Origin of the sequence: Amycolatopsis sp. NPDC049691, assembly GCF_040675005.1 — a bacterium.
Classification (GTDB): Bacteria; Actinomycetota; Actinomycetes; order Mycobacteriales; family Pseudonocardiaceae; genus Amycolatopsis.
This window is the reverse complement of record NZ_JBFANX010000001.1, coordinates 134,204-152,100: the sequence shown is the minus strand read 5'-3', so window position 1 is coordinate 152,100 and position 17,897 is coordinate 134,204. Positions and strand designations below refer to the sequence as shown.

Sequence of the window (17,897 nt, the reverse complement as noted above, 5' to 3'; positions counted from 1 at the left end):
CACGGTGAGCACGTTGTGCGCGGCCGGGATGCTCGCGGTGTCACCCCAGAACGAGTCCGGCGGGGTGCCCGCGCCGGGTTGCGTCGTCCCGCCGCCGGTGCCGAACACCTGGAACTCCCACAGCGAGACGCCGTACGGGGTGGCGCGCGCGGTCGTGGCGAGCCGGACGTACCGGCCGGAGCCGGTCACGTTCAGCGTCTGCGTGCCCCCGGTGCCGGTGGTCGTCTGGTACACAGTGGACCACGTGGAACCGGTGGCGGACACCTGGATCTGGTACGCCGTGGCGTAGGCGGCTTCCCAGCGGAGCACGACCTGGCTGACGGTCGCCGCCCCGCCGAGGTCGACCTGGATCCACTGTGGATCGCTGAACTGCGACGACCAGCGGGTGGCGGTGTTGCCGTCCACCGCCGCGCTCGCGGGGGTGCCGGCGTTCTCCACCGACGACGCCGTGGCGGGTTTGCCTTGGGAGATCAAGGCGTCCGCCGCGGTCGCCGGCGGCGCGGCGAGGCCGAGGACGGCGACCGCGAGGGCCGCCGCGAGGGTCGCCAACCGGGTACCGGGTCCGCGGCGACGGCGCCGCGGCGGGACGTTCGAGGGCATGGTTCCTCCCTGGCCGGGGAAGTGGGGCGGACCCGCCGCCGGTCAGGGGACGGCGCGGCCCGGCTCGTCCCCTGAACGCCGGGCGGATGCCCTCGAGGGCCGGCGGGGAACGATCGGTGAAAAGGTTCATACCACCGCACCCGACCTGTCAACCCTTGACAGTTCCGCGCCGCGGAGCGATCCTCGGAACCGGTTCCACCTCGAACCTCTGCGTGGCGCCGCCACCCGCCCAGGGGCCCCTCCCCGGGAGTCAGCCATGCCCATCCCCGCCGTCCACTGTGGACTTACGCGACGAGGTCGGCCAAGGCCGCCGCGGCCGCCCGCTGCCCGGACACCAGCGCGCCCTGCACGGACGGCGTGTCCCGGTGGTCCCCGCACACGTACCGGCCCGGGCCGACCCGCACCGGGCGGCGCAGCGGGGCGCCCGGCCCGAACACCGGCAGCGCTTTCGGCACCGCGTATGTCCCGAGCAGCTCCCAACCGCTGGTGTCCGTCTCGTAGAGCCGCGCCAGCCGCCGCCGGACCCTCGGTTCCAGCCCCGGGTCGGCACGGTCCGGCACCGACGCGGCGATCAGCGCCGAGCCCTCCGGAGCGTAGGCCCGGGACACCTCGCTGAGCACCGCCGTGTTCAGCAGCAGGTCGTCGAGGCCGTCGACCAGCAGGGTCGGTGAGCGCAGCGGCGAGGTGCGCGCGCGGTAGTAGAACGTCGTGACCGCGTGCCAGCCCGGCGCCTCGACCCCCGGCAGCAGCCGCGCGGCCGTGTCCCCGTCGGTCGCCACCACCACGGCCCGCGCGCGGACTTCTTCGCCGTCCCGCGTGCGGACGCCGTCCTCGGTGACCGCGTCGACCTCGACGCCGGTGCGCACGGTCAGCCCGGCCGCCAGCTGCCGCGGCAGGGCCTGCATCCCCTCGGCGGGCAACGCGCCGCCGCCTCGCAGGAAGCTGCGCCAGATCAGGTGGAACATGCGGCTCGACGTCGTCAGTGCCGGGTCGAGGAACACCCCGGCCAGGAACGGCCGCAGCACCTCCTCGACCGTCGCCCGGGTCAGCCCCCAGTGCCGCAGCTCCTCGGCGGTGCTGCGCCCGTTGTCCGTCCGGTCGGCCGTCAGCACGTCCTTGGCCGCCAGCGCCGCCATCCGCGCGCCGTCGGCGGGGCGGCTCACCGCGAACGCGGCGGCCCCGCGCAGCGCGGGCAGGCCGTGCCACGGCCCGGCGAGCCACCGGCGGCCCGAGCCGGTCATCGCGATCGCGCCGCGCGTGAAGGGCCGCGGCCGCAACGCGGCGACGTCGGCCAGCCGCCGCAGCGCCGGGTACGCGGGCAGCAGCACCTGGAACCCGCGGTCGAGCCGGAACCCGGCGACGACGTCGGTGCGCACCCGGCCGCCGACGTCGTCGCCCGCCTCCAGCACCGTGACCTCGGCGCCGGCCCGGCGCAGCCGCCGCGCCGCGCTCAGCCCCGCCAGCCCGCCACCCACGACGACGACGTCCATGCCGCTCTCCCTTCCTCTGCGCGAGGGGTGCCCGGATCGCCCGTCGCCAACCGCCGGGGCGCCGGATCTGGCACGATCGGGCCGTGGCCACGACGCGGCGGAGGCAGGCGCTCGCGATGGCGGCCGCCCTGGTCCTGGTACTCTCGGCGTGCAGCTCGGGGTTCGGCGACCTGAAGCTGCGGATCGCCGCCGGCAACCCCGGCGGTGTCTACGACAAGCTCGCCCAGACCCTCGCCACGGCCTGGGCCGCCGGCCTGGGCATCGAGCGGCCCGCCGTGCTGCAGACCCAGGGCTCGCCCGACAACATCGACAAGGTGCTCGCCGGGGCCGCCGACGTCGCGTTCGTCGCCGCCGACGTCGCCGCCGACCGGTACAAGAGCGATCCGCGGCTGACCACGCTCGCCCGCATCCACGACGACTACCTGCACGTCGTCGTGCGCGCCGACTCCGATATCAAGACCGTCGGGCAGCTGCGCGGCCGCCGGATCGCGACCGGCGCGAAATCCTCGGGCGTGGAGTACATCGCCCGCCGGCTCCTGCAGGCGACCGATCTGACCGGGTCGGTCACCACCAGCTCCCGCGGGCTCGACGACTCCGTCAAGGCCCTGCTCGACGGCGAGATCGACGCCTTCTTCTGGTCCGGCGGCCTGCCGACGCCCACGCTGGCCGCCTACAACGGCACGCAGTCGCTGCGCCTGCTCGACATCGCCGACGTGATGCCGAAGATGCAGGAGATCAACCAGGTCTACGGCACCGCGTCCATCCCGGCGAGCACGTACAACCAGCCGGGCCCGGTGACCACGCTGCTGGTGCCCAACTTCCTGATCGTCCCGAAGTCGATGAGCGACGACGTCGCCGAGGCGCTGGTCCGGGGCCTGTTCGACGCGCGCCAGCAGCTGGCGCTGGCCAACCCGGCGGCGCTGTCGATCGACGTCCACCCGGGCATCGAGACCCAGCCGATCCCGCTGCACCCCGGCGCGCTGCGGTACTACCGGGACAAGAAGACCTAGGCGGCCGGGAACGTCATCGTGATCCGCAGGCCGCCGCCTTCGGGCAGGTCGAGCGCCAGCTCGCCGTCGGAGTGCGCGGTCAGCTCGGACACGATCGCCAGGCCCAGCCCCGAACCCGGCACGTTCTGGTGCGCCGGGCTGCGCCAGAACCGGTCCAGCGCCCGGTCGAGCTCCTCGGGCGGCAGGCCCGGCCCGTGGTCGCGGACGGACAGGCGCACCCGGTCGCCGTCGCGTTCGACCGCGATCCGGATCTCGGTGCCGGCCGCGGTGAACTTCAGCGCGTTGTCCAGCAGCGCGTCCAGGATCGTCTCGGCGCCGCGCGGCGGCATCCGGACCCGCGCGCCGTCGCCCGCCGCGTCGACGACCAGGCGCACGTCCCTGGCCTCGCCGACCACCGACCAGTCGGCGACGCGCTCGGCGACGGCATCGTCGAGCACCACCGGGTCCAGCTCGCCCCCGGACGCCTCGGCGCGGGCCATCGAGAGCAGGCCGTCGAGGATCTGGTGCAGCCGCCCGGCGTCGACGCGCGCGGCCTCCAGGTCGGCGGCGGACTGGTCGTCGACGACGTGGCCGTCGAGGTTCCCGAGCCGGATCTTCAGCGCGGTCAGCGGGTTGCGCAGCTGGTGGGAGGCGTCCGCGACGAACGCGCGCTGCGCGGCCAAGGCGGTCGACACGCTTTCGGCCATCCGGTCGAAGGAGCGGCCGAGCTGCCGCAGCTCCGGCGGTCCGCCGCCCTCCCCCACCGGCTCGGCCTCCCGCCCGCTGACCACGGACGCCACCAGGGCGCCGGTCGCGTCGTCGAGCCGCTTGACCGGCTTCAGGATCCACCGCACGACCGGGATCGCCACGGCGAGCGCCAGCACGAAGGCGAGGATGCCGCCCGCGGCGAGCAGCAGCCACCACCACAGCACGGCGGCGCGCTCGGAATCGGTGGTGGACACGGTGAGCACCGCCCCGCGCACCTCGCCGTCGGCGAGCACCGGCTCGGCGAGCACCAGCGGCGTCGAGTCCCACGGCATCAGCACGCCGGCGGGCTGCGACCGGCGGCCGGCCAGTGCCTCGTGCACCGGGTCGCTGATCCGCTCGTCCTTGAGGTCGATCCGCGCGGCGGCCGGGCCCAGCGACGTGACTACCGGCCTGCCGTCCTGGTCGACGACCACCACCTGGACGCCGTACACCTCGGTGTAGCGGCGGACGTCGGGCTCGATCAGGTACGGCTTGTTGTCCAGCAGCGGCCGCTGCGCCAGCGACGCGAAGCGCGCGGTGTCGGTGAGCCGGTCGAGGAAGAGGTCCTGCTGCGCGCCGGCGGCGATCGAGATGGCCAGCGGGATGCCGAGGCCGAACACCAGCAGCGCCACCAGCGTCAGCACGATGCCCTGCAGCCGGACGCGCACGTCAGCTCCGGGCGGCCGCGCCGCCGAGCCGGTAGCCGACCCCGCGGACCGTCTCGATCAGCGCCGGGCGGCCCAGCTTCGTCCGCAGCGTCGCGACGTGGACGTCCAGCGACCGGCTCTCCGCGGCGCCCCGGTGCCCCCACACCTCGGTCAGCACGTGCTCGCGCGAGCACACCGCGCCGCGCGCGCCGGCGACCAGCGCGAGCACCTGGAACTCCTTGCGGGACAACGCGATCGCGCGCCCGTCGACCAGCACCTCGTGCCGCGCCAGGTCGACGCTGACGTCACCCACCTCGATGACCACCGGCTCGGTGACGGTGTGCTCCGGACGGCGCCGGCGCACGGCTTCGACGCGGGCGAGCAGCTCCTCGACGTCGTAGGGCTTGACGAGGTAGTCGTCGGCGCCCGCGCGCAGGCCCCGGATCCGGTCGTCGACCTCGCCGCGGGCCGACACGACGATGATCGCGACGTCGCTGACCGCGCGGATCTGGGTGCAGAGGGTGACGCCGTCGATGTCCGGCAGCCCCAGGTCGAGCAGGACGACGTCGACCTCGTGCACGCGCTCGAGCACGCCGGCGCCGGTGGCCAGCCGCGCGATCGCCAGGCCGCGGCGGGTCAGCGCCGGGATGAGGGCGCCCGCGACCCGGTCGTCGTCCTCCACCAGCAGCACCCGCACCCGTCCGCCTCCCATGGTGAGCCGCTCCACCGGCCGGTAGCGCCGAACTCTAGGACGTCCCGCCGCACCGCGCACGGGCCACCCGGACGGTGACTGTGGGTTACGCTGACGCCGATACCCCCAAAATGGACATCGATACGCAGTTGAAACCCTAAGTATTGCTCAACTCGGCTTGCCAGCCGGTAAAGCAACGGTAGGTTCTCGCCATCGCGTGGTGACCCACGCCGCATTCGAACGACCCTGGAGGCCAGATGACCGCGGAGGTGGCGGCGCCGATGATCAAGGCGTCCGCCGTGAACAAGTACTTCGGCGACCTGCACGTGCTCAGGGAGATCACGCTCGAGGTGCCTCGCGGCCAGGTCGTCGTGGTGCTGGGTCCGTCGGGGTCGGGCAAGTCGACCCTGTGCCGGGCGATCAACCGGCTCGAACCGATCAACTCGGGCGAGATCGCCGTCGACGGCGTCCCCCTGCCCGCCGAAGGCAAGGCCCTCGCGGCCCTGCGCGCGGACGTCGGCATGGTGTTCCAGTCGTTCAACCTGTTCGCGCACAAGACCATCCTCGAGAACGTCATGCTCGCGCCGGTGAAGGTCCGCAAGACCTCGCAGGCCGAAGCGCGCAAGACGGCGCTGGAGCTGCTGGAGCGCGTCGGCATCGCCAACCAGGCCGACAAGTACCCGGCGCAGCTGTCGGGCGGCCAGCAGCAGCGCGTGGCGATCGCGCGGGCGCTGGCGATGCGGCCGAAGGTCATGCTGTTCGACGAGCCGACCTCGGCGCTGGACCCGGAGATGGTCCAGGAGGTCCTCGACGTCATGACCGGCCTGGCCAAGGACGGCATGACGATGCTGGTCGTCACCCACGAGATGGGCTTCGCCCGCCGGGCAGCCGATCGGGTGATCTTCATGGCCGACGGCGAGATCGTCGAGGACACGACGCCGGACGAGTTCTTCACCGCGCCCAAGAGCGAGCGCGCGAAGGACTTCCTCGGCAAGATCCTGACCCACTAGCACTTTCCCCGGCCGTGCGGCCGGACGAGATTCGGAAGGAACACCAGAGACGATGCGGTTGAACCGAGTTCTGCAGGTCGGCGCGGTCGTGATGGCCGCCGGGCTGGCCCTGACGGCCTGCGGCGGCGGGTCCGGCAGCGGCGCGAGCGGCGACAAGAACCTGGTCCAGCGGGCCAAGGACAACAAGAAGCTGACGATCGGCATCAAGTTCGACCAGCCGGGCCTCGGCCTGAAGAAGCCGGACGGCACCTACGCCGGCTTCGACGTCGACGTCGCGAAGTACATCGCGAAGCAGCTCGGCGTGGACGAGTCGGGGATCACCTGGAAGGAAGCGCAGTCGGCGCAGCGCGAGGACCTGATCAAGAAGGGTGAGGTCGACTTCATCGTCGCCACCTACTCGATCACCGACAAGCGCAAGAACGACGTCTCCTTCGGCGGCCCGTACTTCGTCGCGCACCAGGACCTGCTGGTCCGCCAGGACAACACCGACATCACCGGCCCCGAGTCGCTGACCGGCAACAAGAAGCTCTGCTCGGTCAAGGGCTCGACCCCGGCGCAGAACGTGAAGTCGAAGTACGCCAAGGAGGTGCAGCTGCAGGAGGTCGGCAAGTACACCGACTGCGTCACCGCGCTCCTCAACGGCACCGTCGACGCGATGACCACCGACGACGTGATCCTCGCCGGCTACGCCGCGCAGCAGCCCGGCAAGCTCAAGCTGGTCGGCAAGGGCTTCACGGACGAGAACTACGGCGTCGGCCTGAAGAAGGACGACGCGGACGGCAAGGCCGCGATCAACAAGGCCATCCAGGCGATGGAGCAGGACGGCTCCTGGGAGAAGTCGCTGCAGGCCAACGTCGGCCCGTCGGGCTACAAGATCCCGCAGGCGCCGGCGATCGCTCCCTGATATCCGGTTTGTGAAGTCGAACGGTGCGCCGTGACCGCGGCGCACCGTTCCCATACCGAGGCCAGGTTGGACAACCGTGTTCGATTTTCTGAACAACCCTGACTACAACCTCGTCGAGGCGTTCTGGACGACGATCCAGCTCACGTTCTTCTCGGCGATCGGGGCGCTCGTCTGGGGCACGATCCTCGTCGCGATGCGGGTCAGTCCCGTGCCGATCATGCGCGGCTTCGCGACGGCGTACGTGAACATCTTCCGGAACACCCCGCTGACCGTGATCATCATCTTCACGTCGCTGGGTCTGTCGTCCACGCTGGGCATCAACCTGGCCGCGGCGGACTCGCCCACGTCGCTGGCCGACAACGCGTTCCGGCTGGCCGTGCTGGGCTTCATCGTCTACACGGCGACGTTCGTGTGCGAGTCGCTGCGCTCGGGCATCAACACCGTCCCGGTCGGCCAGGCGGAGGCGGCGCGGGCGCTGGGGCTGAACTTCCTGCAGGTGCTCACGCTGATCGTGCTGCCGCAGGCGTTCCGCTCGGTCATCGCGCCGCTGGCGAACGTCCTGATCGCGCTGCTGAAGAACACCACCGTGGCCTCGGTGATCGGGGTCGCCGAGGCGTCGCTGCTGATGTCGACGATGGTGGAGAACGAGTCCGACTCGCTGTTCCTGGTCTTCATCCTGTTCGCCGCGGTGTTCGTCGCCCTGGTCCTGCCGCTCGGCCTGCTGCTGGGCTGGGTCGCCAAGAAAGCCGAGGTCAAGCGATGAGCACGCAGTCCGTCCTCTACGACATCCCCGGCCCGAAGGCGCGCACGCGCAACTGGATCTACAGCGTGCTGTTCGTGCTGGTGTTGCTGCTGGTGGCGTGGTTCGTGTACCGGGGCTTCGACGAGAAGGGCCAGTGGGCCGGCGCGCTCTGGAAGCCGTTCGTCGACGGCTCGACCTGGACCCAGTTCCTGCTGCCGGGCCTGCTGAACACGCTGAAGGCCGCGGCGCTGTCCATCGTGATCGCGCTGCCGATCGGCGCGCTGCTGGGCATCGGCAGGCTGTCCGAGCACAGGTGGATCCGGATCCCGGTCGGTGCGGTGGTGGAGTTCTTCCGCGCCATCCCGGTGCTGCTGCTGATGGTGTTCGCGGCGTCGTTCTACGCCTACTACACCGGCATCGAAGCCGACACCCGCCCGCTGTTCGCGGCGGTGACCGGCCTGGTCCTCTACAACGGCTCGGTGCTGGCCGAGGTGTTCCGCGCGGGCATCCTGTCCCTCCCGAAAGGACAGACCGAGGCCGCCTCGGCCCTCGGCCTGCGCAAGACGCAGGTGATGACGAACGTCCTGCTCCCGCAGGCCATCACGCTGATGCTGCCGGCCCTGGTCAGCCAGCTGGTGGTCATCCTGAAGGACACCGCGCTCGCCGGTCAGCTGACCATCGGCTACGACGAGCTGATCCGTGGCTCCGGCCCGATCACCGGCAACTTCAACAACACGATCCCGACGCTGATCGTCATCGCGATCATCTTCATCGTGCTGAACCTGCTCCTGACCCGGCTCGCCTCCTACCTGGAGCGGAAGCTTTCGCGCCGGAAGAAGGCGCCCCGCGGGGCGAAGCCGCTCGAAGAGGCTCCGTCGTCGATCGTGGCGGAAACCGACATGGCCACCGGCCGGGGTGTCTGACTCCCGGTCGGCTCGGCGAGCGGGTGGGTGCGCAGGCCGCACCCACCCGCTTTTTCGTGGCCGGGTTGTCCTACCCGGGGGTCTCCCCTAGCGTCGGGCGCATGGGTGTCGCACTGGTGACCGGCAGTTCCCGCGGGCTCGGCCGGGTGATCGCGCGCAGACTGGCGCGCGACGGGTTCGCCGTCGCGGTCAACGGCCACCACGACGACGCCGACCTCAAGACGGCGGCGGAGGGCATCCTCGCCGAAGGCGGCAAGGCGGCGGCGTTCGCCGCGGACGTCACCGACCGCCGTCAGGTCGGCGAGCTCGTCGACGGCGTCACCGCGCTGCTGGGCCCGATCACGGTGCTGGTGCTGAACGCGACCGGTCCGCAGCCCGAGGCCCCGGTGTCCCAAGTGGACTGGCCGGACCACCTGGCGCAGCTGGACTTCTTCGTGCGGTCCCCGGTGCTGCTCGGGCACGCGGTGCTGCCGGGGATGCGGGCCCGCGGCCACGGCCGGATCGTCCACGTCGACTCCGAGGTCGCGGACCGCCCGCCACCCGGCCGCTCGGCGTACGCGACGGCGAAGAGCGCGCAGATCGGCCTGACCCGCGCGTGGGCCCGCGAGCTGGCCCCGGACGGCATCACGGTCAACACCGTGGCCCCGGGCTTCGTCCCGGTGGAGCGGCACGCGGAGGTCGACGAGGCGGAGCGCGAGGCGTACCGCGCGTCGGTCCCGGCGGGCCGGCTCGGCACCCCGGAGGACGTCGCGGCGGCGGTGAGCTTCTTCGCGTCGGAGGACGCGGGGTTCGTCACCGGCCAGCGGCTGCTGGTGGACGGCGGCCGCGCCCTCGGTTGAGCTGCAGCACGGCCAGCACACCGAGGATGAGCACCAAGGCCAGTGCCAGCGCCGTCCACATCGCGACGTGCAGCTGCAGCAATCCGCCGGCCAGCGCGCCCATCAGCATCGCGCCCACCGCCGCCACCTTCCGCAGCGGGTGCGACCCCGGGCCGCCGGCCGCCTTCGAGTCCGCCGCGAAGCCGGTCAGCGTCATCGTCAGGACCGTCGTCGTCAGGTCGGGCGCGCCGATCCGGCGGACCGCCGCGTTCTGCAGGCCCATCGCCAGGCCCAGCACGACGATCAGCAGCTCGCTGCCCGGCCGCGTGCCGGCGCCCAGCGTCGCCGACAGCACCACCGCCACCGCCACCAGCGCCGCCTGGACCGCCGTCGCCTGCCGGAGGGCGTCGTGGTCGTCGTCGCGGCGGGCCAGCCGCCCGCCCGCGAGCGCGCCCGCCAGGAACGCCAGCACCGCGGTCAGCGACGCGAGCACCGACAGCGTCGTCTCCCCCGCCGCCGCGAACCCGAGGAACACGACGTTGCCGGTCATGTTGGCGACGAACACCCGGCCCAGTCCGAGGAAGCTGACGGCGTCGACGACGCCGGTCACGACGGTCAGCGTCAGCAGCGGCGCGGCCAGGTCGCGCGGTTTCGGTTCAGCCATGCGCGCAGTCAACCACCGCGCGGGTCAGTGCGCGGTGTCCGAGCACGTCGGTGCTGTCGACGAACTGGTCGATCGCCCCGGTCATCGGCGTGTCGCCGACCAGCGAGCGGACGAACCGTTCGGCGTGGATCACCCGGAACGGCCGGTCGAAGAAGCAGCTCACGCGGGGCTCGACCGGTTCGGTGAGGCCGAGCGCGTTGTGCTGCCGGGCGACGTTCTCGCAGGCCGCGACGAGGTGGCGTTCGCGCTCCCGCCAGTCCGTCGCCGCGAGGGCGCCGGTGAGGTGCGGGGTCAGCGCCGCGGCCGCGGGCAGCCGCGCGAAGGCGCTCCCGAGCCACTTGCTGTACGGCGGGTACCGGCGGGCCATCAGCAGGCACAGCCGCATGAGGTCCCGCACGAGCCGCGCCGCGACGACGGCGGAGCCCAGCTCGTCCCCGACCTCCCCGCATCGGCCGACGAACGCGTCCTCCTGCCCGATGCGCTGCCATTGGCAGGCGAGGACGTACCGCCAGACGTCGCCGGGGTACCAGGCGACGCGCCGCCGGAGCGCTTCGAACCCGAGGTCGTCGTGGTGCACCGCCCCGCCGGTGAACTCGGCGAAGACCTGGGTCGGGGTGGCGAGCCAGTCGTGGCGGCCGGCGTCGCGCGGGTCGAAGCCGAGGAAGCCGCGGACCCACTCGTCGAGCGTCGCGACTTCCAGTTTCGTGGGGTGGTCTCCGAAGGTGGCGGGGACCGGGACCTCCCGGACTTCCGGGAGGAACAGGAAGACGCGGGCGGTCCAGTCGTGGTCGGTGGAGCGCGCGGTGTCGAAGCCGAGGACCTCGGAGCCGGGCCCGACCAGCGCGGCGGTGTGCGGACCGTCGACGACCGGCGCGACGGCTTCGGCGTAGAACCGGCGGCTCAGCTCGATTCCGGAAAGGAAGGTCATGAATGCCAGTGTGGCTTGGCAACCCGCGAAGCGCGCTTCATTTATGCGAAGCTGCTTCGCAGCGCTTCGCGAGCGGAATCCGTTGTCGCACAGGCAGAACAGCAACATCCGTTCCGGTGAACCCCTGCGCGGCAGGAGCCGTTTTGTCGGTGGTTGCCTTTAGCGTGCGGACATGACCGAAAAGAGCACAGTACGGACGCGGGAGATGGGCGTCGAGCTGAAGGCCCAGCGCGAGGCGAAACAGATGTCGCTGCGCGAGGTGGCCCGGCGCGCCCACTGGTCGGCGTCGAAGGTGTCGGGCTGGGAGAACGGCCGGCGCATCTCGCCGATCGACCTGGCGATCTACCTCGCCCACTGCGGCACCGAGGCGCCCGAGCGCGAGCGGCTGCTGCAGCTGACCCGGCCACCGAGCGAGCTGTACTGGGTGCGGCCGTACTTCGACGAGCTCGTCGACCCGATGAAGTCCCTGATCATCCAGGAAAACCTGGCGACGGCGGTGATCTCCAACAGCCCGGCGGCCCTGCCGGGCATGCTCCAGACCGAGGACTACGTGCGCGGCATCTACGAGCTGTCCGGCCGCTACACCACGGATCGGCTGAAGAGCCTGGTCCGCGCGAGGATGGACCGGCAACGGCTGCTGCAGCGCCGAAACCCGCCCCACTGCGTCTACTTCGTCTACGAGCACACGTTGAGATCGATCCTGCGCGACCCGGCGCTGATGCACGAACAGCTGCAGTCGTTGGTACTGGCCACGAACCTGCCCCACTGCACGATCCGGGTGGTGCCCGCCTCGGCACCGCCGTACCACCTGGTGGGCAGCCGGTTCACGATCCTGGAGTTCGCCGAACACCCGCCGGTGGCGTACGAAGAAACCTTCGCCGCCGGCCTGTTCGTCGACGACCGCGTGGCGGTCGAAGCCTTCTACATCCTTCGCGCCCGCCTCGAACAGGCAGCGTTGTCCGAACGCGAGTCGCGGGAGTTCCTGGTCCGCCTGACCGAGGAGTTCGATCTCATGGCGAAGTGACCAGCTGTCCGTCGTGCCAGACTGCCCGGACCCGGGCCGGTAGCTCCGACACGTCGAGATCCACGCCGTCCAGCAGCACCAGGTCCGCACGCAACCCCGGCGCGACCCGGCCGCGGTCGTCGTCGAGCCTGAGCAGCCGCGCCGCTTCGGACGTTGCCGCCTTCACCGCGGCCGCGTTCCCCAGCACCTCGGCCAGCAGGCGCAGCTCGGTCGTCAAGTCGACATGGGGACGCGGGGCCATGTCCGACCCCGCGGCGATCCGGACGCCCGCCTCCACCGCGAGGCGCAGCGAACGCCGGTGCGTGGCGGCGGACTCGGTGTCGCTCATCGGCGAGAGCGTCGGCACGTACCAGGCGTCCGCCAACGCCGAAACGGCCGCGTCGTCGAGGAACGTGCCGTGCTCGATGCTGCGTGCCCCCGCACGGGCCGCCGACACCACGGCCGCCGAGGTGTGCGCGTGCGCCAGGACGTCACGGTCGCAGCGGGCGGCCTCGTCGACCACGGCGGCGAGTTCGTCGTCGGTCGGGCGGACGTCCACGCCCGCGTGGACCGCACGCATCGAGCTGCTCGCGCCGACCTTGATCCAGTCGGCGCCCGCGCGCACCATCCGGCGGACGGCCGCGCGGGCGGCGTCCGGCCCGTCGAACAACGGGTCCGGCAGCGACGGGTCGCCGTAGTTGTCGACGGCTCCCGCGGCCGGGTCCCACACGTCGCCGAGCCCGCCGGTCGGGCCCAGCTGACGCAGGCTGACCAGCAGGTCCGGTCCGTCGATCCAGCCCTCGGCCAGCGCGTGCTTGAAGCCGGCGTCGGCGCCCCACGCGTCGCGAACTGTCGTGATCCCCCGCGCCAGTAGCCGCCGCAGCACCGGCACGGCCTCGAGGATCCGGGCACTGCGCGGCAACGGCGAAGGCCGCCGGAAGGCGACGTGCACGTGGCAGTCGATGAGCCCGGGGATCAGCAGCCCACCGGAGCAGTCGACGGGCGGGCCGTCGAGGCCTTGCCCGACTTCGGCGATCCGCGCGCCGTCGAGCCGGACGTCGGCGCGGGTCGTCTCGCCGCTCTCGGGGTCGAACACGTGCGCCCCGGCGAGCACCGTCACCCGAGTGCCTTGCGGTAGATGAGGAAATCGCACGGCGTGGCCAGCGACGGCGCGAGGTGCGGGTAGTCCACCGCGAGGTCGGCGCGGTGCGTCACGCGGTAGCCGAGCCGGTCGTACCACTCGGCGAGGAACTGCTTGGCCGGGTGCGTCCACTCCCGCGGCACCAGCAGTTCCAGCTGCATCTCGCGGCAGCCCGCGTCCCGGCTCGCCCGCTCGGCGAACGCCACCAGCTCACGTCCGATGCCGAGGCCGCGTCGCGCGGGGTCGGCCGCGAGCATGCCGAACTCGCCGGTCGTCTCGTCGAGCCGCTGGATGCGCACCGACCCGGCCAGGTCGCCGTCGACGAAGGCGGCAGCGATCTCCCCGGCCCGCACGAAGCCGGCCACCTCGTCGGCGGAGGTCCGGTCGGTGCTGCCCTGCCAGAGCCCCTTCTCGGACTCGGCGTAGACGTGGTTGACGAGCGCGGTGATCCGGTCGATCACGGCGCGGTCGGCCGACGGCGGCAAAACCTCGATCTCGGAACGCGATTCGACTCCCACGAGACCCATCCTGCCACGCCGGGCGAAGCACGAACCGCAGCTGGTTTCCCATCGGCAAAACGCTCGCGAACCGGTTCGGCGAACCGGTTCGCGAGCGTCAGGGGTGAAGCGCTACTTGTCGCGGCGGAAGAGCTTGTTGCCCAGCCACACGATCGGGTCGTACTTGCGGTCCGCGACGCGCTCCTTCATCGGGATGAGCGCGTTGTCGGTGATGTGGATGCCCTCCGGGCAGACCTCGGTGCAGCACTTGGTGATGTTGCAGTACCCGAGGCCGTGCTCGTCCTGCGCGGCGTCCCGGCGGTCCGCGACGTCCAGCGGGTGCATCTCCAGCTCGGCGATGCGCATCAGGTACCGCGGCCCGGCGAAGGACTCCTTGTTCTCCTCGTGGTCACGCACCACGTGGCAGGTGTTCTGGCACAGGAAGCACTCGATGCACTTCCGGAACTCCTGTGACCGCTCGACGTCGACCTGCTGCATCCGGTACTCGCCCGGCTTCAGCCCCGGCGGCGGGGTGAACGACGGGATCTCCCGCGCCTTCGTGTAGTTGAACGACACGTCGGTGACGAGGTCGCGGATCACCGGGAACGTCCGCAGCGGCGTCACGGTGATCACCTCGTCCTCGGTGAACGTCGACATCCGCGTCATGCACAGCAGCCGCGGCTTGCCGTTGATCTCCGCCGAGCACGAGCCGCACTTGCCCGCCTTGCAGTTCCAGCGCACCGCCAGGTCGGCCGCCTGCGTGGCCTGCAGCCGGTGGATGATGTCGAGGACGACCTCGCCCTCGTTCACCTCCACCTTGAAGTCCTGCAGGTCGCCGCCGTCCTCGTCGCCGCGCCACACCCGGAAACTCGCCTTGTAGCTCATGCTTTGCTCCCGGGGTGGGTTTCGAGCTCGCCGTCGGTGTAGTACTTCCCGAGCTCGCCGAACTCGAACAGCTCCAGCAGGTCCTGCCGCAGCGGCACCTGCTCCTTCACCGTGACGTCGATGTCCGGCACGACCGGGTTGTCCCCGTCCGAGGCCGAGCACACCAGCAGCTTGTGCCGCCATTCGGCGTCCATGCTCGGGTAGTCGTCCCGCGTGTGCCCGCCGCGGCTTTCGGTCCGCGTCAACGCGGCCTTCGCGACGCACTCGCTGACCATCAGCATGTTGCGCAGGTCGATCGCGAGGTGCCAGCCCGGGTTGAACTGCCGGTGCCCTTCCACGGTGACGTGCAGGATGCGCTCCCGCAGCTCGGCCAGCTTCGTCAGCGCCTGCTCGATCTCACCGGCCTTGCGGATGATGCCGACCAGGTCGTTCATCGACTGCTGCAGCTCGGTGTGCAGGGTGTACGGGTTCTCCGCCGACGCGCCGGCGGGCGGGTCGAACGGCGCGAGCGCCATCTTCGCCGCGGCGTCCACATCGGACTCCAGCACCGCGGGACGGCCGTCGAGACCGGACACGTACTCGGCCGCGCCGAGGCCCGCGCGGCGCCCGAACACCAGCAGGTCAGACAGCGAGTTGCCGCCGAGCCGGTTGGAGCCGTGCATGCCGCCCGAGCACTCGCCCGCGGCGAACAGGCCGGGCACGCTCGCCGCCGCCGTGTCCGGGTCGACCTCGATGCCGCCCATGACGTAGTGGCAGGTCGGGCCGACCTCCATCGGCTCCGCGGTGATGTCGACGTCCGCCAGCTCCTTGAACTGGTGGTACATCGACGGCAGCCGCTTCTTGATCTCCTCGGTCGGCAGCCGGCTGGCGATGTCGAGGAAGACGCCCCCGTGCGGGGAGCCGCGCCCCTCCTTGACCTCGGAGTTGATCGCGCGGGCCACCTCGTCGCGGGGCAGCAGGTCCGGCGTGCGCCGGTTGTTGTCCGCGTCGGCGTACCAGCGGTCGGCTTCCTCTTCGCTTTCGGCGTACTGGCCCTTGAACACCTCGGGGACGTACTCGAACATGAACCGCTTGCCGTCGGAGTTCTTGAGCACGCCGCCGTCACCGCGCACGCCCTCGGTGACGAGGATGCCCTTGACGCTCGGCGGCCAGACCATCCCGGTCGGGTGGAACTGGACGAACTCCATGTTGATCAGCTTCGCGCCCGCCCGCAGGGCCAGCGCGTGGCCGTCGCCGGTGTACTCCCACGAGTTCGACGTCACCTTGAACGACTTGCCGATGCCGCCGGTGGCGAGCACGACGGCGGGCGCCTCGAAGAGGATGAACCGCCCGCTCTCGCGCCAGTAGCCGAACGCGCCGGCGATGCGCCCCTCGGTGGTGAGCAGCTCGGTGACCGTGCACTCGGCGAAGACCTTGATCTTGGCCTCGTAGTCGCCGGTCTCGGCGAAGTCCTCCTGCTGCAGCGAAACGATCTTCTGCTGCATCGTGCGGATCAGCTCGAGGCCGGTGCGGTCACCGACGTGCGCCAGCCGCGGGTAGGTGTGCCCGCCGAAGTTGCGCTGGCTGATCCGGCCGTCGGCGGTGCGGTCGAACAGCGCGCCGTAGGTCTCCAGCTCCCAGACGCGGTCCGGCGCCTCCTTGGCGTGCAGCTCGGCCATCCGCCAGTTGTTCAGGAACTTGCCGCCGCGCATGGTGTCGCGGAAGTGGACCTGCCAGTTGTCGTTCGAGTTCGCGTTGCCCATCGACGCCGCGCACCCGCCCTCGGCCATCACCGTGTGCGCCTTGCCGAACAGGGACTTGCACACGACGGCGACGCGGAAACCGCGTTCGCGCGCCTCGATCACCGCTCGCAGACCGGCGCCACCGGCCCCGATCACCACCACGTCGTAGCTGTGGCGTTCGACCTCGGTCATAGAAGAATTCCACCTCGGAACTGGGGATGTCGCTGTCGGGAAGAAGGGTGCGCTAGTTGACGAATCTGAGGTCCGAGATCGCGCCGCTGGCGACGAGCATGACGTAGAAGTCGGTCAGCACCAGCGTGCCGAGCGTCGTCCAGGCCAGCGCCATGTGCCGGGTGTTGAGCTTCGAGACCTTGGTCCAGATCCAGTAGCGCACCGGGTGCTTGGAGAAGTGCTTCAGCCTGCCGCCGGTCACGTGCCGGCACGAGTGGCAGGAAAGCGTGTACGCCCACAGCAGGATCACGTTGCCGAGCAGGATGATGTTGCCCAGCCCGAACCCGAAGCCGCCGGTCTTCCCGTGGAACGCCGTGATCGCGTCGTAGGTGTTGATCAACGAGACGATCAGCGCGACGTAGAAGAAGTAGCGGTGGACGTTCTGGATGATGAGCGGCAGCCGCGTCTCGCCGGTGTACTTCGCGTGCGGTTCCGCGACGGCGCAGGCGGGCGGGGAGAACCACACGGCCCGGTAGTAGGCCTTGCGGTAGTAGTAGCAGGTCAGGCGGAACCCGAGCAGGAACGGCAGCACGACGAAGCCGAGCGGGATCCAGCCGGGCAGGTCGCCGAACCAGTGGCCGAAGTGGCTCGAGCCCTCGACGCAGGAAGTGGACAGGCAGGGCGAGTAGAACGGCGTCAGGTAGTGGTAGTCGGGCACCCAGTACGCGGTGCGCACGAACGACCGGACCGTCGCGTAGATGATGAACGCCGACAGTCCGAGCACGGTCAGCAGCGGCTGGAGCCACCACCGGTCCGTGCGGAGGGTGCGCTCGGCGATCCGGGCCCGCTTGGGGGCCCGGACGCCGGTGCCGACGCCGTTGTCAGCGGGAGCGCTCACCGCTGGTCGCGCTTGTAGCCGCCGACGCCTTCGTCATCGGCGCCGTGCCACAGCGACGGGTCGTACGGGGTGTCGGGTACGGGGACGCGTTCGGCCGCCTTCGCCTGCGCGGGCACCGCGAGCGGCGTGCCGTCGAGGTCCGCGGTGTCGATGTCGAGGCGCTCCACGTCGTTGGCGAGCCGGCGGACCGCCGAAGCGTCGCCGTAACGCGAGCGCAGCGCGCCGACGCACTGCCTGAGCTGGCCGATGGTTCGCCGCAGCTCGGCGATCTCGGAGGTGGACATCAATCCTCCCGGTGTGGTGGGGCCGGCGGAGCCGGGCGATCACTCGCCCCTACGGCTTTACCGTGCGTCGTGCAGTGTGACAACTAGCACACTAACGGTTCTGGGGGTGATCGGGGTCACGCGGGTCGATCTTCTGAATCGATT

18 protein-coding genes and 1 pseudogene are annotated in these 17,897 nt (G+C 71.1%); 7 read left to right on the top strand and 12 right to left on the bottom strand.

Annotated features, from left to right (window positions below; all coding sequences use genetic code 11):
• Window positions 1-72 precede the first annotated feature (72 nt).
• Window positions 73-600, bottom strand: a pseudogene (locus AB0J40_RS00775) (discoidin domain-containing protein); the annotation flags it as partial.
• A 284-nt stretch (window positions 601-884) separates the two neighbouring features.
• The gene (locus tag AB0J40_RS00770; RefSeq protein WP_364445729.1) at window positions 885-2,090 is read right to left on the bottom strand and encodes an FAD-dependent oxidoreductase; all 1,206 of its coding nucleotides are present in this window, start codon (window positions 2,088-2,090) and stop codon (window positions 885-887) included.
• An 83-nt stretch (window positions 2,091-2,173) separates the two neighbouring features.
• Here AB0J40_RS00770 and AB0J40_RS00765 point away from each other — a divergent pair, with 83 nt between their 5' ends.
• The gene (locus tag AB0J40_RS00765; RefSeq protein ID WP_364445727.1) at window positions 2,174-3,100 is read left to right on the top strand and encodes a TAXI family TRAP transporter solute-binding subunit; all 927 of its coding nucleotides are present in this window, start codon (window positions 2,174-2,176) and stop codon (window positions 3,098-3,100) included.
• On the opposite strand, the gene AB0J40_RS00760 is transcribed toward AB0J40_RS00765, so the two are convergent.
• Window positions 3,097-4,494 (bottom strand): HAMP domain-containing sensor histidine kinase, encoded by a 1,398-nt coding sequence (locus tag AB0J40_RS00760; RefSeq protein ID WP_364445725.1) that lies wholly within the window; start codon window positions 4,492-4,494, stop codon window positions 3,097-3,099. The two genes, AB0J40_RS00765 and AB0J40_RS00760, sit on opposite strands and share 4 nt — an antisense overlap.
• Window position 4,495: 1 nt before the next feature.
• Window positions 4,496-5,170 (bottom strand): response regulator transcription factor, encoded by a 675-nt coding sequence (locus AB0J40_RS00755; protein ID WP_364447236.1) that lies wholly within the window; start codon window positions 5,168-5,170, stop codon window positions 4,496-4,498.
• A gap of 275 nt (window positions 5,171-5,445) precedes the next feature.
• Between AB0J40_RS00755 and AB0J40_RS00750 the strand changes: the two genes are divergently transcribed.
• The 5 genes from AB0J40_RS00750 (at window position 5,446) to AB0J40_RS00730 (ending at window position 9,582) form a co-directional block, all read left to right on the top strand.
• Window positions 5,446-6,174, top strand: a complete 729-nt coding sequence (locus AB0J40_RS00750; protein WP_364447233.1) for an amino acid ABC transporter ATP-binding protein — start codon at window positions 5,446-5,448, stop codon at window positions 6,172-6,174.
• A gap of 52 nt (window positions 6,175-6,226) precedes the next feature.
• Entirely contained in the window at window positions 6,227-7,078 is an 852-nt protein-coding gene (locus AB0J40_RS00745; protein WP_364445724.1) for a glutamate ABC transporter substrate-binding protein, read from the top strand.
• Window positions 7,079-7,154: 76 nt separating this feature from the next.
• Window positions 7,155-7,841 (top strand): amino acid ABC transporter permease, encoded by a 687-nt coding sequence (locus tag AB0J40_RS00740; RefSeq protein WP_364445722.1) that lies wholly within the window; start codon window positions 7,155-7,157, stop codon window positions 7,839-7,841.
• Window positions 7,838-8,743 carry an amino acid ABC transporter permease gene (locus AB0J40_RS00735; RefSeq protein ID WP_364445721.1) on the top strand — a complete coding sequence of 302 codons (906 nt, stop codon included), beginning with the start codon at window positions 7,838-7,840 and terminating at the stop codon, window positions 8,741-8,743. The genes AB0J40_RS00740 and AB0J40_RS00735 overlap by 4 nt, the downstream gene beginning before the upstream one ends.
• A 101-nt stretch (window positions 8,744-8,844) precedes the next feature.
• Window positions 8,845-9,582 (top strand): SDR family oxidoreductase, encoded by a 738-nt coding sequence (locus tag AB0J40_RS00730; RefSeq protein ID WP_364445719.1) that lies wholly within the window; start codon window positions 8,845-8,847, stop codon window positions 9,580-9,582.
• Here AB0J40_RS00730 and AB0J40_RS00725 read toward each other — a convergent pair.
• Entirely contained in the window at window positions 9,536-10,225 is a 690-nt protein-coding gene (locus AB0J40_RS00725) for a YoaK family protein (RefSeq protein WP_364445718.1), read from the bottom strand. The two genes, AB0J40_RS00730 and AB0J40_RS00725, sit on opposite strands and share 47 nt — an antisense overlap.
• Window positions 10,218-11,153, bottom strand: a complete 936-nt coding sequence (locus AB0J40_RS00720) for a DUF4037 domain-containing protein (RefSeq protein WP_364445716.1) — start codon at window positions 11,151-11,153, stop codon at window positions 10,218-10,220. Before AB0J40_RS00720 ends, AB0J40_RS00725 begins: the two co-directional genes overlap by 8 nt.
• A 172-nt stretch (window positions 11,154-11,325) precedes the next feature.
• Here AB0J40_RS00720 and AB0J40_RS00715 point away from each other — a divergent pair, with 172 nt between their 5' ends.
• Window positions 11,326-12,177, top strand: a complete 852-nt coding sequence (locus AB0J40_RS00715) for a helix-turn-helix transcriptional regulator (protein WP_364445714.1) — start codon at window positions 11,326-11,328, stop codon at window positions 12,175-12,177.
• On the opposite strand, the gene AB0J40_RS00710 is transcribed toward AB0J40_RS00715, so the two are convergent.
• From AB0J40_RS00710 to AB0J40_RS00685, 6 genes are all read right to left on the bottom strand, one after another.
• Entirely contained in the window at window positions 12,164-13,276 is a 1,113-nt protein-coding gene (locus AB0J40_RS00710) for an amidohydrolase family protein (protein WP_364445712.1), read from the bottom strand. The genes AB0J40_RS00715 and AB0J40_RS00710 overlap by 14 nt on opposite strands.
• Window positions 13,273-13,815 (bottom strand): GNAT family N-acetyltransferase, encoded by a 543-nt coding sequence (locus AB0J40_RS00705; RefSeq protein ID WP_364445710.1) that lies wholly within the window; start codon window positions 13,813-13,815, stop codon window positions 13,273-13,275. The genes AB0J40_RS00710 and AB0J40_RS00705 overlap by 4 nt, the downstream gene beginning before the upstream one ends.
• Before the next feature lie 111 nt (window positions 13,816-13,926).
• Entirely contained in the window at window positions 13,927-14,679 is a 753-nt protein-coding gene (locus tag AB0J40_RS00700) for a succinate dehydrogenase/fumarate reductase iron-sulfur subunit (protein WP_364445708.1), read from the bottom strand.
• Window positions 14,676-16,592 carry a fumarate reductase/succinate dehydrogenase flavoprotein subunit gene (locus AB0J40_RS00695; protein ID WP_364445707.1) on the bottom strand — a complete coding sequence of 639 codons (1,917 nt, stop codon included), beginning with the start codon at window positions 16,590-16,592 and terminating at the stop codon, window positions 14,676-14,678. Before AB0J40_RS00695 ends, AB0J40_RS00700 begins: the two co-directional genes overlap by 4 nt.
• A 52-nt stretch (window positions 16,593-16,644) precedes the next feature.
• Window positions 16,645-17,469, bottom strand: a complete 825-nt coding sequence (locus tag AB0J40_RS00690; RefSeq protein WP_364445705.1) for a hypothetical protein — start codon at window positions 17,467-17,469, stop codon at window positions 16,645-16,647.
• Window positions 17,466-17,753 (bottom strand): hypothetical protein, encoded by a 288-nt coding sequence (locus tag AB0J40_RS00685; RefSeq protein ID WP_167379786.1) that lies wholly within the window; start codon window positions 17,751-17,753, stop codon window positions 17,466-17,468. Before AB0J40_RS00685 ends, AB0J40_RS00690 begins: the two co-directional genes overlap by 4 nt.
• Window positions 17,754-17,897 lie beyond the last annotated feature (144 nt).

What these genes read in the sequence shown, in the direction of transcription:
- AB0J40_RS00770 (WP_364445729.1), bottom strand. Translation starts at nt 2,090, where the DNA reads ATGGACGTCGTCGTCGTGGGTGGCGGGCTGGCGGGGCTGAGCGCGGCG.
- AB0J40_RS00750 (WP_364447233.1), top strand. Translation starts at nt 5,446, where the DNA reads ATGATCAAGGCGTCCGCCGTGAACAAGTACTTCGGCGACCTGCACGTG.
- AB0J40_RS00745 (WP_364445724.1), top strand. Translation starts at nt 6,227, where the DNA reads ATGCGGTTGAACCGAGTTCTGCAGGTCGGCGCGGTCGTGATGGCCGCC.
- AB0J40_RS00735 (WP_364445721.1), top strand. Translation starts at nt 7,838, where the DNA reads ATGAGCACGCAGTCCGTCCTCTACGACATCCCCGGCCCGAAGGCGCGC.
- AB0J40_RS00730 (WP_364445719.1), top strand. Translation starts at nt 8,845, where the DNA reads ATGGGTGTCGCACTGGTGACCGGCAGTTCCCGCGGGCTCGGCCGGGTG.
- AB0J40_RS00725 (WP_364445718.1), bottom strand. Translation starts at nt 10,225, where the DNA reads ATGGCTGAACCGAAACCGCGCGACCTGGCCGCGCCGCTGCTGACGCTG.
- AB0J40_RS00720 (WP_364445716.1), bottom strand. Translation starts at nt 11,153, where the DNA reads ATGACCTTCCTTTCCGGAATCGAGCTGAGCCGCCGGTTCTACGCCGAA.
- AB0J40_RS00715 (WP_364445714.1), top strand. Translation starts at nt 11,326, where the DNA reads ATGACCGAAAAGAGCACAGTACGGACGCGGGAGATGGGCGTCGAGCTG.
- AB0J40_RS00700 (WP_364445708.1), bottom strand. Translation starts at nt 14,679, where the DNA reads ATGAGCTACAAGGCGAGTTTCCGGGTGTGGCGCGGCGACGAGGACGGC.
- AB0J40_RS00695 (WP_364445707.1), bottom strand. Translation starts at nt 16,592, where the DNA reads ATGACCGAGGTCGAACGCCACAGCTACGACGTGGTGGTGATCGGGGCC.
- AB0J40_RS00685 (WP_167379786.1), bottom strand. Translation starts at nt 17,753, where the DNA reads ATGTCCACCTCCGAGATCGCCGAGCTGCGGCGAACCATCGGCCAGCTC.